Origin of the sequence: Arcicella lustrica (genome assembly GCF_034930985.1) — a bacterium.
Classification (GTDB): Bacteria; Bacteroidota; Bacteroidia; order Cytophagales; family Spirosomataceae; genus Arcicella; species Arcicella lustrica.
Genome location: NZ_JAYGIM010000003.1, coordinates 67,000 through 81,305, shown reverse-complemented (window position 1 = coordinate 81,305; position 14,306 = coordinate 67,000). Strand labels below are relative to the sequence as shown.

The 14,306-nt window shown below is 35.7% G+C and carries 9 protein-coding genes; 6 read left to right on the top strand and 3 right to left on the bottom strand.

The features are described from left to right. Positions 1–44: 44 nt before the first annotated feature. The 4 genes from VB798_RS03740 (at position 45) to rlmF (ending at position 4,251) form a co-directional block, all read left to right on the top strand. On the top strand, positions 45–920 hold the full coding sequence (locus VB798_RS03740; protein WP_323256117.1) for a TraB/GumN family protein: 876 nt from the start codon (positions 45–47) through the stop codon (positions 918–920). A 114-nt stretch (positions 921–1,034) separates the two neighbouring features. After that, positions 1,035–1,883, top strand: a complete 849-nt coding sequence (locus VB798_RS03735; protein WP_323256115.1) for an MOSC domain-containing protein — start codon at positions 1,035–1,037, stop codon at positions 1,881–1,883. Positions 1,884–1,934: 51 nt separating this feature from the next. Next, positions 1,935–3,179 carry an MFS transporter gene (locus tag VB798_RS03730; protein WP_323256113.1) on the top strand — a complete coding sequence of 415 codons (1,245 nt, stop codon included), beginning with the start codon at positions 1,935–1,937 and terminating at the stop codon, positions 3,177–3,179. 109 nt (positions 3,180–3,288) lie between these two features. Beyond that, complete coding sequence (rlmF, locus tag VB798_RS03725) at positions 3,289–4,251, top strand: 23S rRNA (adenine(1618)-N(6))-methyltransferase RlmF (RefSeq protein WP_323256111.1); 963 nt, start codon at positions 3,289–3,291, stop codon at positions 4,249–4,251. 11 nt (positions 4,252–4,262) lie between these two features. Here rlmF and VB798_RS03720 read toward each other — a convergent pair whose 3' ends face one another. Then, positions 4,263–4,511 carry a DUF1456 family protein gene (locus VB798_RS03720; RefSeq protein WP_184130422.1) on the bottom strand — a complete coding sequence of 83 codons (249 nt, stop codon included), beginning with the start codon at positions 4,509–4,511 and terminating at the stop codon, positions 4,263–4,265. A 260-nt stretch (positions 4,512–4,771) separates the two neighbouring features. On the opposite strand from VB798_RS03720, the gene VB798_RS03715 reads away from it, so the two are divergent. Then, positions 4,772–6,559: a gliding motility-associated C-terminal domain-containing protein gene (locus VB798_RS03715; protein WP_323256108.1), complete on the top strand. Its 1,788-nt coding sequence runs from the start codon at positions 4,772–4,774 to the stop codon at positions 6,557–6,559. A gap of 75 nt (positions 6,560–6,634) precedes the next feature. On the opposite strand, the gene gcvP is transcribed toward VB798_RS03715, so the two are convergent. Both gcvP and VB798_RS03705 read right to left on the bottom strand, forming a co-directional pair. Beyond that, positions 6,635–9,523, bottom strand: a complete 2,889-nt coding sequence (gene gcvP, locus VB798_RS03710; RefSeq protein ID WP_323256106.1) for an aminomethyl-transferring glycine dehydrogenase — start codon at positions 9,521–9,523, stop codon at positions 6,635–6,637. 270 nt (positions 9,524–9,793) lie between these two features. Then, positions 9,794–10,870, bottom strand: coding sequence for a DUF5694 domain-containing protein (locus VB798_RS03705; RefSeq protein ID WP_323256104.1), 1,077 nt, complete (start codon positions 10,868–10,870; stop codon positions 9,794–9,796). Positions 10,871–11,316: 446 nt separating this feature from the next. Between VB798_RS03705 and carB the strand changes: the two genes are divergently transcribed. Further along, positions 11,317–14,157, top strand: coding sequence for a carbamoyl-phosphate synthase large subunit (gene carB / locus VB798_RS03700; protein ID WP_323256102.1), 2,841 nt, complete (start codon positions 11,317–11,319; stop codon positions 14,155–14,157). The last annotated feature ends 149 nt before the right edge of the window (positions 14,158–14,306 follow it).

The following is a 14,306-nucleotide window of genomic DNA, read 5'->3' as shown; positions in this document are numbered from 1 at the left end:
GATTAATTTTAACAAGAAACAAAACCTTTAACATTCTTCAAAAAATGGCAAATCCTATTAAATTTTTTATGATTTCTTTAGTTTTTAGCTTTTTGTACTTCGGTAAGATTTACGGACAAAAAGACGAGAAATCATTATTATATGAAATTTCAGGAAATGGACTTTCACAACCTTCTTATGTGTTTGGTACAATTCATGCCATTTGTAAAGATGATTTTTTCCTTCCAGAAGTTGTTAAAAGTAAGTTTTCAGCATCTCAACAAATCTATTTAGAGATTGATATGGACGACCCTTCGATGATGACTGAAATGCAAAAATACATGATGATGCCCGATGGTAAGACGTTGAAAACGATTATGTCGGAGCCTGATTATAAAAAAGTAGCCAAGTTTTTTAAAGATTCATTGAAAACAAATATCGCTTTTATGGATAGCATGAAGCCCTTTATTTTAAGTTCGATGACGATACCAAGTATGTTGGGTTGCCCGATGCAAGGTTATGAAGAGGTTTTTGTGAAAATGGCTCAAGAACAGAAAAAAGAGGTGAAAGGCTTAGAATTAGTAAAAGAACAATTTGATGCTTTGGATAATATGGGAATGGAAAAGCAAGCGGATTTGATGTTGGTTAAAATGGTTGATAATTGGAGTTTGGGAAAAAGTGAATTGAAAATATTGATTAAAGATTATAAAAAACAAGACATTGAAGCTTTGTTGAAAGATATGACCAGTTCTTCAACAGCCGATGTCGCTTTTGAAAAAGATTTACTAGAAAATAGAAACCGCAATTGGATACCAAGAATGGCTACAATTATGAAAGAAAAACCTACTTTTTTTGGAGTAGGAGCAGGACACTTAGGCGGTGAAAAAGGAGTAATTACTTTACTTAAAAAACAAGGTTATACGGTAAAAGCTGTGAAATAAATAGCAAATATTCAGTATTCTAAATATATTGATTACTATCTTTTTCGAAAACAAAAACCTGTGAGAATCTTCAAATTCCACAGGTTTTTGTACTTTTGGGGAAACTAAAATATTATGCTTCAACTCTCTGAAATCTGGATTTATCCTGTCAAATCTCTCGGTGGAATTAGCCTACAACAAGCCAAAGTAACAGAACGTGGATTAGAAAATGACCGCAGATGGCTTTTGGTAGATGAAAATGGACACTTCCTCACGCAAAGACAATACCCTCAATTAGCACTTTTTCAGCCTGCTATTGATGCTGAATATCTGACAATTACGCATCGGAAAAACAACTCAGAAGCCTTAAAAATAAGCCTTACTCCAACAAATTATCATAAAAAAGTTAGTGTAAAAGTTTGGGATGATACGATTGATGATGCTCTTGAAGTAAGTAATGAAGCCAATGAATGGTTTTCAAAAGCGTTGGAAATGTCTGTAAGATTAGTCTATATGCCTGAAAGTAGTAGGAGAGAAGTTGATAAGAATTATGCAATAAGTGGCGATGAAATTACTTCTTTTTCGGATGCTTATCCTTTCTTGGTTATCGGGCAATCTTCTTTAGATGATTTGAATAATCGCTTAAAAGAGCGTGTAAAAATGAATCGTTTTCGCCCAAATTTAGTTTTCAAAGGAGGCGAAGCTTATGAAGAAGAAAATTGGTACGAAGTTCAAATTGGGAAAGCTACTTTTTGGGGAGTAAAACCTTGTTCTAGGTGTATCATGACTACAATAGACCAAGAGTCTGGTGAGAAAACAGGGAAAGACCCTTTATTGACGCTTTCGACTTATAGAAAAGCAGGAAAAAGAGTATTGTTTGGACAAAACTTATTAGTGACCGTTCTTGAAAGTATTCAAATTGGTGATGCCATCAATGTAATTAGTACTAAAAAATTACCTCAATTTGAAATTGAAGTTTCATAGATTACTCCTTAGTTTTTATAGAATTAAGTAAAAGAGTACAACCTTAATAATATGACAGATTTATCACAGAAACAATCTCCTTACGAAGCCCTTAAATATCCCGAATTTGTAGCCTTCATTTTTGCCAATAGTTTTATTACAATGGCATTATTGATTCAAGAAGTAATACTTGGATATTCTATTTATAAAATCACTCACGACCCACTCGCACTTGGTTTAATAGGTTTAGCAGAAGCTTTGCCTTATATTTCTTTGGCATTGTTTGGCGGACATTTTGCCGATAGAAGAAATAAGAAAACCATCATGCAAATAAGTTTGGCGATTATTACGATATGCTCTGTGATATTGATTTGGGCAACAGACCCAGCAACTGGTCTGGAACAATCGAATATGTTGACGGTGATTTATGGAGTAGTGATGTTAATAGGCTTTTCAAAAGGTTTTTATAGTCCAGCTTCGAGTTCATTGAATCCCTTTTTAATTCCAAGCGAAGTATTTGCCAATGCTGCTACTTGGCAAAGTTCATTGTGGCAAGCTGGTGCTATTTTAGGCCCTGGTTTTGCGGGCTTTTTATATGCTTATTTAGGACTTACGCATGCTTTATGGTGTGTAGTTGGTGTTTTAGTCGTGGTAATGATACTTATTTCGATGATTACTGCTCCGCCAATTCCTCAACAAAATGAACAAAAAGTAAACATCTTTTTCTCACTTCGTGAAGGCATTGAATTTGTTTTTAAAACAAAAATTATCCTTTACGCCATTTCACTAGATTTATTTTCAGTACTTTTTGGTGGAGTAATTGCTTTATTGCCTGTGTATTCAGAAGACGTTTTGCATGTTGGTGCTGAAGGTTTGGGCATTTTAAGAGCTGCCCCTTCAATTGGTGCAGTATTGTGTATGATTATAATGGTTTATATTCCGCCTTTAGGAAAAGCTTGGCGAAATTTATTATTATCTATTGCAGGTTTTGGAATAGCAACTTTAGTTTTTGCACTTTCAACAAATATTTGGTTGTCAGTTGTAGCATTGTTTTTTACAGGAGTCTTTGATAGTGTAAGTGTAATTATTCGTCAAACCGTTTTACGATTTTTTACACCAGATGAAATGCGAGGGAGAGTATCAGCCGTAAACGGGATTTTTGTAAGTTCTTCTAATGAATTAGGTGCTTTTGAATCTGGACTTTTAGCCAAACTGATGGGAACCGTTCCTTCTGTAGTTTTTGGTGGAGCCATGACTTTAATCATCGTTACAGTAGTCTGGATTCGCTCGAAAGAATTATTTAATTTAAAGCTTTAGTAGTAAATAATGACATCTATACATTAGTTAACAGCATGTTACTTTTATATTTAGGCAAGCACAAAGCACATCCAATCACTATTTGCTAACCACCAATCACCAGAAAAAATTGTCAAAAGAGTTAGAAAAAAATACTGTTGAGAAATCAAGTTTGCATCCTCGAAATCCTCATCGTTTTAGATATGATTTTAAAGGATTGATTACTAGTTTACCAGCATTAGCAAACTATGTTTTTAGGAATCAATACGATATTGAAAGTATAGATTTTGCCAATCCTATCGCCGTAAAAGTACTTAATAAGGCACTTTTGAAACATTTTTATGGAATTGATAATTGGGATATTCCAGCCAATTACCTTTGTCCACCCATTCCGGGGCGAGCAGATTATATTCATTATTTAGCAGATTTATTGGCGTCTTCTAATAATGGAAATATTCCAAAAGGAAATTCTGTAAGCGTATTAGATATTGGCGTTGGAGCAAATTGTGTGTATCCTATCATCGGAAATCATGAATATGCTTGGCAATTTACAGGAGCAGATATTGATAAAAAAGCGATTGTTTCGGCACAAGCAATTGTGGAAGGAAATGAATCTTTGATAAATAATGTGGCTTGTAGATGGCAAGCGTCTTCCAAAAATATTTTTAAAGGAATCATCCAGTCTGAAGAGTACTTTGATTTGACTTTGTGTAATCCACCTTTCCATGCCTCAATGGCAGAAGCAAAAGCTGGAACAGAACGCAAATGGAAAAACTTAGGAAAGAGTAATAAAAATACGCTGAATTTTGGTGGACAAAACAATGAACTTTGGTGTGAAGGTGGAGAAGAAGCTTTTGTATCGAACATGATTGAAGAAAGCACAACCTTTGCTAATCAATGTTTTTGGTTTACTTCACTCATCTCAAAGAAAACCACTTTGCCCAGAGCCTATTCTTTACTGAAAAAAGTAAAAGCTTTAGACGTAAAGACTATTGATATGGCTCAAGGGCAAAAAGTAAGCAGAATACTTGCTTGGACTTTTTTGTCGAAAAATCAGCAAGAAAATTGGCGAACAAATCGTTGGTCAAAATAAAACCTGAAAGCCTATTTATTGATTGGAGAAGGTTTCTTGTCTTCTTTAGGTCCTCTAAGGTGAATCACTAAGCCATTTAAAAAATTTCTAAGGATTTGGTCACCACATGGTTTAAAATTTGGATGGTCTTCATTACGAAACAAAGCACCAATTTCAGCTTTTGAAACCTTAAAATCGACCAAACTGAGAATTTCTACAATTTGATCATCTCTTAGTTGAAGTGCTACTCGTAGTTTTTTTAATATATCGTTGTTAGACATGGAATGATTGCGTAAATGATTTCAGAAGATTTGTTCTATTCAACAAAGTTACCTCCTTCTCCTGATTTTTCAATTGCTTTGCTTCTAAATGGGAGTTAATTTTGTGAATGAATTCCTAGAATAGAATAAAATCAATTTAATTGCTTAATTTTCAATCTTGTAGGAATTAAGTTTCGATAATAATTGTCTGTCATTCTCGTTTTTTTACAGATTAATCAACTTTGTGATTGAAGAAAAATTTACCCAAATCATCAGCAATAGTGTTTCATACTCTTCAAAAGACTTTTAGGGCTTATTTTATTGGTATTATACTTACATTTGGACTTTCTACACAAATGAAAGCTCAGATTATGGATGCCTTTGTATTAAAAAAAGATGGTGCTGGACTTTGCCCCGGAGGTCAGATAAGAGTTTATATTGATCCGAATCCAAATTATGTACTTTATTATTGGGAAATACTTCGACCAAGTGGTTGGTCAGGTGTGGCTGTATCAGGTGTAAGTGGACCTTCATTAAGCCATAATGAAGCATTACCTTACAGACTTAGGGTTGAAGACGTAAATGGAATTACATATTATTCTCAACAATTGAATGTGGTTTTATTAACACCTCCTCCGTCTATTATTACTCCTTCGCCTAATGTTACTCAGATTTGCCAAGGAGAAGATGTTAAATTAGAGGCTAATCCAATTCTTACTGCATTTTATAAATGGGAGTATAATAATACCATTTTACCAGAGAATGGCTTAAGTATTACTGCTAGAAAAGCTGGTACTTATAAACTCTCCGTTACAGACCAAAATAGTTGTACTACAGTATCCACTCCTTATACTTTAAGCTATTTTTCCTCACTGGTTGTTCAATTAAATACAGTACCAACCATTTGTGATGTTAATGCTAGTCCTTTAAATCTTCAAGGCTCGCCAGCTGGAGGTGAATACAGAGGAGTAGGAGTTACGGATAAAGTTCTGGGCACTTTCAGCCCTTCAGTAGCAGGAGTGGGCGACCATGAAATAGAATATGCTGTAAGAAATAGTGGTACTTGTCCTGAAATTGTTGAAAAAATAAACATTAAAATTTCAGAGCCTAAAGCTATAATCAATAATAGTTTAAATAGAACAGACTTGTGTAATGGAGAATCTGTACTATTATCAGGAACGCCAGGCTTTGCTACTTATGAGTGGTTTTTGAATGGTAGTTCTGTAAACACCATGAAGGATTTGACAGTAAGTGCAACGGGAGATTATTCATTAAAAGTAACAGATGCTGAAAATTGTAGCAATACTTCTGCCCCAGTAAGGATTAATTTTTTTACTGCGAGTGCAACTTCAATGGATGCAGTGGCTTCTGTTTGTGGAACAAATTATTCGCCCATTACTTTGAATGGAGCGCCATCTGGAGGAATTTTTACCATTGATAATTTACCTGCCACCGTTTTTGATTATAAAAAATTAGGCTTTGGAAAGCATGTTATTAATTATAAAGTAAACGGCGTTTTAACTTGTTTGAATGGAGAAAGTAGTCAAGAAGTATATATTTCACCTTATCCGAAAATAGATTTAGGGAATGATATTTTTTTAGGAAAAGGTAATGCTGTTACACTGAAAGGTTATATCGGAAACGATTATACTTATAGATGGTCGCCAAGTAATGATTTGGATAATCCTAATATTGCAAATCCCTTAGCTTCGCCAATGCAAACGAGTGAATATATTCTTTCTGTGACGAGTGATAGAGGTTGTGAATCAAAAGATACAATCAAAATCAATGTTTACGATAAAGTATATGTGCCAACGGCTTTTTCACCTAATGGAGATGGACAAAATGATTTGTGGGAATTATCTGGCATCAATAATTATCCTGATGCTGAAATACAAGTATTTGACCGTTGGGGAAGTATAGTCTTTTATTCAAAGGGAAATTATTTGCCCTTTGATGGAACAAATGCTGGTAACCCGCTTAAAGAAGGTACTTATATTTATAAGATTTATCTATATCCTAATCATCCCATTTTTCAATATAATGGTACTTTGACGATATTGCGATAAGATGACTTATTCATGAAAAAGGGGTTCAGAACTATTCTGAACCCCTTTTTTCATGAATGTATATTTGTATCAGTACTAAGCCTGAGCATATTCTTCAATTGGTACACAGCTACAAACTAAATTACGGTCACCGAAAGCTGAATCAATTCTTGAAACAGCTGGCCAGAATTTCGCAGCTTTTACATAAGGAAGTGGGAAGACAGCTTTCTCACGAGTGTAAGGTCTGTTCCATTCTTCTGATAAAACTACTGATTGTGTATGCGGAGCGTGTTTCAAAACATTATTTACTTTGTCTGCATCACCATTTTCTACTTCACGAATTTCTTCACGAATGGCAATCATGGCATCACAGAAACGATCTAATTCTGCTTTTGATTCAGATTCAGTTGGTTCAATCATTAACGTTCCAGCTACAGGGAAAGAAAGCGTAGGAGCGTGGAAGCCATAATCCATCAGACGTTTGGCAATATCTTCGGCTTCAACACCAGCTGATAATTTGAATGGACGACAATCCAAAATCATTTCATGCGCACAACGTCCTTCCGAACCTGTATAAAGTACAGGATAATAACCTTCTAAACGAGCTTTTACATAATTGGCATTTAGAATCGCCGTTTCAGTAGCACGAGTTAAACCATCTCCACCCATCATAGCGATATAGGCATAAGGAATGGTAAGGATAGAAGCAGAACCAAATTGAGCTGAAGAAACCGCAGAAATACCTAAATCTCCACCACTATCTTTCACAACTGCATGGCTTGGCAAGAAAGGAACTAATTGCTTTGCTACACCGATTGGTCCCATTCCAGGTCCACCACCACCGTGAGGAATACAGAATGTTTTATGAAGATTTAAGTGACAAACATCTGCACCAATTGTTGCTGGTGAAGTTAAACCTACTTGTGCATTCATGTTTGCACCGTCCATATATACTTGTCCGCCGAACTCGTGAATCATCGCACAAATTTCTTTGATAGATTCTTCAAAAACACCATGTGTTGAAGGATAAGTAACCATCAAACATGAAAGGTTTTCAGCGTGTAATTCAGCTTTAGCTCTTAAATCAGCAAGGTCAATATTTCCATTTTCATCACATTTCGTAACAACAACTTTCATGCCTGCCATTACTGCCGAAGCTGGATTTGTACCATGTGCAGATGAAGGAATTAAAGCAATATTTCTATGAGCATCACCACGAGATTCATGATAAGCACGAATTACCATCAAACCTGCGTACTCGCCTTGTGCGCCAGAATTTGGTTGGAACGACATTGCCGAGAAACCTGTAATTTCACAAAGCCAATCGTTCAACTCATTAATCATTTGTGTATAGCCATTTACTTGGTTTTTCGGAGCGAATGGATGAATATTTCCAAATTCAGCCCAAGTAACTGGAATCATTTCAGTCGTTGCATTCAATTTCATCGTACAAGAACCCAAAGCAATCATGGAATGTACCATTGATAAATCTTTGTTTTCTAATGCTTTTAAATAACGAAGCATTTCGTGTTCTGAATGATAACTATTGAAAACAGGATGTGTTAAATAAGAAGAAGTACGTTTTAACGATTCGTCAAAAGCATAATCTACTTGGTCGAACAAAGTAGAGACTTCTACTTCTCTTCTTCCGATTTTTTCGAAAATATATACAATCGTTTCTACGTCTTCAACCGTACAAGTTTCGTCTAAAGAAATTCCGATGTAATTGTAATCTTCATAATAACGGAAGTTTACGCCATTGGCAACAGCTTCCATTTTCAAACGTTTTTCATTATCGCCTACTCTTACTTTAATTGTATCGAAGTATGAATCCGTTTCAATATCATAACCTAATTTTTCAAGTGCTAAAGCAGTAAGATTTGTTAAACCATGTACTCTTTCAGCAATTGCTTTTAAACCTTCTGGTCCATGATAAATAGCATAAGCCGAAGCCATTACTGATAACAATACTTGTGCTGTACAAATATTTGAAGTAGCTTTTTCACGACGAATGTGTTGTTCACGTGTTTGTAAAGCCATTCTTAAAGCACGATTTCCTTCAGCATCCACAGAAACACCAATGATACGTCCAGGAATTTGGCGTTTGAATTCGTCTTTCGTAGCAAAGAAAGCAGCGTGTGGTCCACCAAAACCCATCGGAACGCCAAATCTTTGTGAAGTACCAACTACTACGTCAGCGCCCATTTCACCTGGCGATTTCAATAAAGTAAGTGCTAGTAAATCTGAAGCAACAACTACATTAATTCCTAATTCGTGCGCTGAAGCGATGAGGTCGGTATAATCAAAAATTTGCCCGTCAGAAGCAGGATATTGCAATACTAAAGCATAAATATCTTCTTGGGTTAAATCAATTTTACGATGGTCGCCAATCAATACTTGAATACCTAAAGGCAGCGCTCTTGTTTTAAGTACATCAATTGTTTGTGGGTGGCAGTGTTCAGAAACAAAGATTGTTTCTGCATTTTTCTTTCCAGCTTTTCTTTGTCCGTGAAGCATCGTCATCGCTTCAGCGGCAGCAGTACCTTCGTCTAATAAAGAAGCGTTGGCAATTTCCATTCCAGTTAAATCAATAATCATGGTTTGGTAATTCAACAACATTTCTAGACGACCTTGGGCAATTTCTGCTTGGTAAGGCGTGTAAGCTGTGTACCAACCCGGATTTTCAAGAATATTTCTTAAAATAACGGCTGGTGTATTGGTATCGTAATAACCCATCCCAATATGAGACTTGTAAGTGTCGTTCAGTTGTGATAGTTTCTTGAAATCTTTCAAAAATTTGGCTTCAGATTTTGCCTTTGGAAGATTCAATGGACGAGATAAATGAATGGCAGCAGGAACAGTTTGATTGATGAGTGTTTCAATAGAATCAACCCCAATAGTGCTGAGCATTTCCTCACGGTCTGCAACATTTGAATTGTTGTGGCGATTCTCAAATTTTTCTTGATACTGAAAGTTTATTTTCATTTTAGAAGGAAAAATAGTCTTAATACTTTGAATATGCTGCAAATTTAATGATAATTTATTGGAAACACGAAAGATAAAATATCGGTATCCTCTAAAATAACTTGTTCAATTCGCCTAGATAACTAGAATTGAATTATTTGAAAAACAGGTGGTTAACAAAAAATGTTTCAAAGATTAAATGAAATTGGATATAATATAGTTAATATTGGAATAATACAAAATAAGGCTTCCGTGTTCTACAGAAGCCTTATTTGATAAAATAAAAATAATTTAATTAACCTGATCTATTGTTTTCAACGTTACATTCGGATTTCGTTCAAACATTTGCGAGAGTAGCCTTCTGTGCGAAGCTCCTACAAAAACCACTACCTTCTTAGCTTTACTTTGCTTGATGGCCTTTAGGGTGTTTTGTACCATTTGCTCATTGCGTTGTTGCCAGTACTTTCTTTTCTCTTGGTAGGCCTCCATCGGAAACCCTTCTAATTGATAAATATCTTCTCTTAAAAAATCTCCCCATTCCGCTAGGTCATCAAACTCTTTGGTATTGAAAAAATGAATTTGTGTTCCCTCTTGATAGGCCGCTCTTAGTCTTTTTTGACTTGCATAATATTCTTTCATAAAAGCATCTATCGTTTTCAACGACTTCTTACTGTTTAAATCGTTGGTATCTGCTTTTAGTTTATCTTCAAACGCTGTATAAAGGCTATCTGATTTTTCCCAAGCTACATTCCAAAGAGGGTCAAAGCGTTGACAATCGAAACCATATAGTTTTTGGATGTTCAATTCAACCGCCAACGGAAAAACAAGGTTAGTATATTCATTATTTTTACGGCAGGTATATTTGATAAGCGAATCTTTCACATCGAATGTATTGCTCAAATATTCACTTTCTTCTTTGTTCAAATCAGCTTTCATCAATTGATAAATCTGATAATGCGCATTGCCTAAGTCTTCACTAAGGTACAAAGCATGGGCTAAATCTATTCTAGCTTGTTTAGAATCAGGATTTGCCTTTAAGGTTTTGTAACTTTTTTTAATGATTTCAGGAATTTCCTTTTCTGCCATGATATTCTTGGCAAGGAGCATTTCCCTTCTTTGCATCATGCGCTCGCCATAATATGTCTCAATGACTGATTGAGATTCATTGTCTTTTGACAGGTATTCAGTACAAAAAATATCAGGTTTGAAGTTCCTAACAGCCTCTTTTACATAATCAAAATCATTGGTTACGTTAAGTTCGTAGTTATGCGAAGTCCCAATTAATAATATTTCTACCTTTTTTTGGGAAAGGCTGTCAAAATTTAAAACAAATAAAAAATTTATGAAAAGTAAGAATGTGATTTTCATTTGAAAAAATATGTTTATTAAAATACACTTCATGGGGCAAAGATAAAGTTTATTAGATTAATATCATATTTTAAGTATATAATATAAATTTTTAAAGCAAAAAGTCTTAGATTAATCCAATTAACAGTAGTTTGTTGAAATGTAACTAAAGAAAGAATAAGTTTGATTAATCCTTAAAATGAAATCTTAGCCTTTTACTTTCGTTGGTTTCTATTACCTTTGTACAATTTTTGGGGATACGTTATCGGTTATTCGTTAATAGTTATCCATTACGCTAGTCTCCGAGTTAAGTATCTCTTCAAAAATTACCCAAATCGCTTTCCAAAATCAGTGGTTTTAATTTTTTTAATTCTTGGATATTGTTCTCTTGATAGAACATTGGGAAGTAAATACCTTAAAGAATGTCTTTAAATTAAAACTATCCAACTCAAAAACTAATACAAAAAGTGCCAAAAGATTCATCCATCAAGTCCGTTTTGATTATCGGTTCAGGTCCAATTATCATCGGTCAGGCTTGCGAGTTCGACTACTCAGGTTCGCAGGCAGCTCGTTCACTCCGAGAAGAAGGTATCAAAGTTGCTTTAATTAATTCCAATCCAGCTACAATCATGACTGATCCACTTAATGCGGATTATGTCTATCTAAAACCCCTTGATAAGAATTCAATCATCGAAATCTTAGAAAAACACCAAGCTGAAGGCATGCCAATTGATGCTGTTTTACCTACAATGGGTGGGCAGACGGCTTTGAACTTAGCCATCGACTGTGATGCTTCGGGTATTTGGGAAAAATATGGTGTACGCATTATTGGTGTTGATATTAAAGCAATCGAAACTACTGAAGACCGTGAGAAGTTTCGTCTGAAAATGATTGAAATTGGTGTGGGCGTTTGTAAAGGACGTACTGCTCGTTCGTTTTTGGAAGGTAAAGAGATTGCACAAGAAACAGGTTTCCCATTAGTAATTCGTCCTTCATTTACGTTGGGCGGAACAGGTGGAGGTTTCGTAAACAATCCAAAAGATTTTGATGCAGCCTTAAACAAAGGGTTGCATGCATCGCCAACACACGAAGTACTGGTAGAACAGTCTATCATGGGTTGGAAAGAATATGAGTTAGAATTATTACGTGATAATTTAGGAAACGTAATCATCATTTGTTCGATTGAGAACTTCGACCCAATGGGTATTCACACGGGAGACTCAATCACGGTAGCACCAGCCATGACATTGCCTGATACAATTTATCAGAAAATGCGTGACATGGCTATCAAAATGATGAACGCTATCGGACAGTTTGCAGGTGGATGTAATGTTCAGTTCTCTTTAAATCCAGAAAACGACGACATCATCGCTATCGAAATCAACCCACGTGTATCTCGTTCGTCTGCCTTGGCTTCTAAAGCTACGGGTTATCCAATTGCAAAAATTGCTGCTAAAATGGCGATTGGTTACAACTTGGATGAATTGACAAACGCTATCACCGGAACAACATCGGCTTTCTTTGAGCCAGCACTTGACTACGTAGTAGTAAAAGTACCACGTTGGAACTTTGACAAATTCAAAGGTGCTGACAAAACGTTGGGCTTACAAATGAAATCTGTTGGTGAAACAATGGGTATCGGTCGTAACTTCCAAGAGGCACTTCAAAAGGCTTGTCAATCGCTTGAAATCAAACGTAATGGTTTAGGAGCAGATGGCAAGGGATTGGTTGACCAAGATGCCATTATGCACTCTTTGGCAAATCCATCTTGGAATCGTCTATTCCATATCTATGATGCCTTTAAAATGGGTATTTCTTTCAAAACGATTCAGCAGACGACTAAAATCGACAAGTGGTTTTTATACCAAATTGAAGATTTAGTAAGAGTTGAAAACACTTTAGAGAAATATACGTTAAGCTCGGTTCCAAAAGAATTATTGGAAGAGGCGAAACACAAAGGTTTTGCCGACCGTCAGATTGCTTACTCTCTACGTTGTTTAGAATCAGAAGTTTTTGAGAAAAGAAATAGCTTAGGTATCAAGCGTGTGTATAAATGTGTAGATACTTGTGCGGCAGAATTTGAAGCTAAAACGCCTTATTTCTACTCAACTTTCTCGCAAGGTTCAGAGACTTTAGATAACGAGTCAGTAAAAACGGATAAGAAAAAGGTAGTAGTATTAGGTTCAGGGCCAAACCGTATCGGTCAAGGTATCGAATTTGATTATTCATGTGTACACGGAATCTTGGCTGCTAAAGAAGCAGGTTATGAAGCCATCATGATTAATTCAAACCCTGAAACGGTTTCGACAGACTTTGATATTGCTGATAAATTATATTTCGAACCAGTTTTCTGGGAGCACGTTTACGAAATCATTCAGCATGAAAAACCTGAAGGAGTAATCGTACAATTAGGTGGACAAACTGCCTTGAAATTAGCAGAGAAACTTACTAAGCACGGCATCAAAATCATCGGTACTTCGTTTGAAGCCCTAGATTTAGCCGAAGATAGAGGAGCATTCTCTACGTTATTACAAGAAAACGATATTCCTTTCCCTAAATTCGGCGTGTGTGAAGACGCAGACAATGCCGTAGAATTGGGTCGTTCTTTGGGTTATCCTTTATTGGTTCGTCCTTCTTATGTATTGGGTGGCCAGTCGATGAAGATTGTAATCAACGAACAGGAACTTGAACAACACGTAGTAGATATTCTAAGAGACATTCCAGGCAATAAAATCTTGCTTGACCACTTCTTAGAAAATGCTATCGAAGCAGAAGCAGATGCCATTTGTGATGGCGAAGATGTGTACATCATCGGAATCATGGAACATATCGAGCCTGCGGGTATTCACTCAGGTGACTCACACTCAGTATTACCTCCATTCGATTTATCAGCCAATGTAATTCGTCAGATAGAAGAGCATACCAAGAAAATCGCGGTGGCACTTCGCACTGTAGGCTTATTGAACATCCAGTTTGCCATTAAAGACGAAGTAGTGTATATCATCGAAGCTAACCCTCGTGCTTCTCGTACAGTGCCGTTTATTTGTAAGGCTTACCAAGAACCTTATGTAAACTATGCTACGAAAGTAATGTTAGGAGCTAAGTTGAAAGACTTTACTTTCAATCCAGTGAAGAAAGGTTATGCCATCAAAATTCCAGTATTCTCATTCAATAAATTCCCGAATGTAAACATGGAATTAGGACCCGAAATGAAATCAACGGGTGAAGCAATTTACTTCATTGATTCATTAAAAGATGATTTCTTCCGCAAAGTTTATGGCGAACGTAATTTATATTTATCGAAATAAGTAACAATACTGAAAGTTTGGAATAAATAACTTATGATGATTATTCAGAAAATAATACTTCACTAAAGTTGCTTATTTTTCGCTTATCAGGTATTTAATAAATTAAAAACCTCAGTCGAATATTATTTGGCTGAGGTTTCTTTTTTTGA

Bases quoted from the DNA above. Each gene is read 5' to 3' on its own strand.
- VB798_RS03740 (WP_323256117.1), top strand. From the start codon at position 45: ATGGCAAATCCTATTAAATTTTTTATGATTTCTTTAGTTTTTAGCTTT.
- VB798_RS03735 (WP_323256115.1), top strand. From the start codon at position 1,035: ATGCTTCAACTCTCTGAAATCTGGATTTATCCTGTCAAATCTCTCGGT.
- VB798_RS03730 (WP_323256113.1), top strand. From the start codon at position 1,935: ATGACAGATTTATCACAGAAACAATCTCCTTACGAAGCCCTTAAATAT.
- VB798_RS03720 (WP_184130422.1), bottom strand. From the start codon at position 4,511: ATGTCTAACAACGATATATTAAAAAAACTACGAGTAGCACTTCAACTA.
- gcvP (WP_323256106.1), bottom strand. From the start codon at position 9,523: ATGAAAATAAACTTTCAGTATCAAGAAAAATTTGAGAATCGCCACAAC.
- VB798_RS03705 (WP_323256104.1), bottom strand. From the start codon at position 10,870: ATGAAAATCACATTCTTACTTTTCATAAATTTTTTATTTGTTTTAAAT.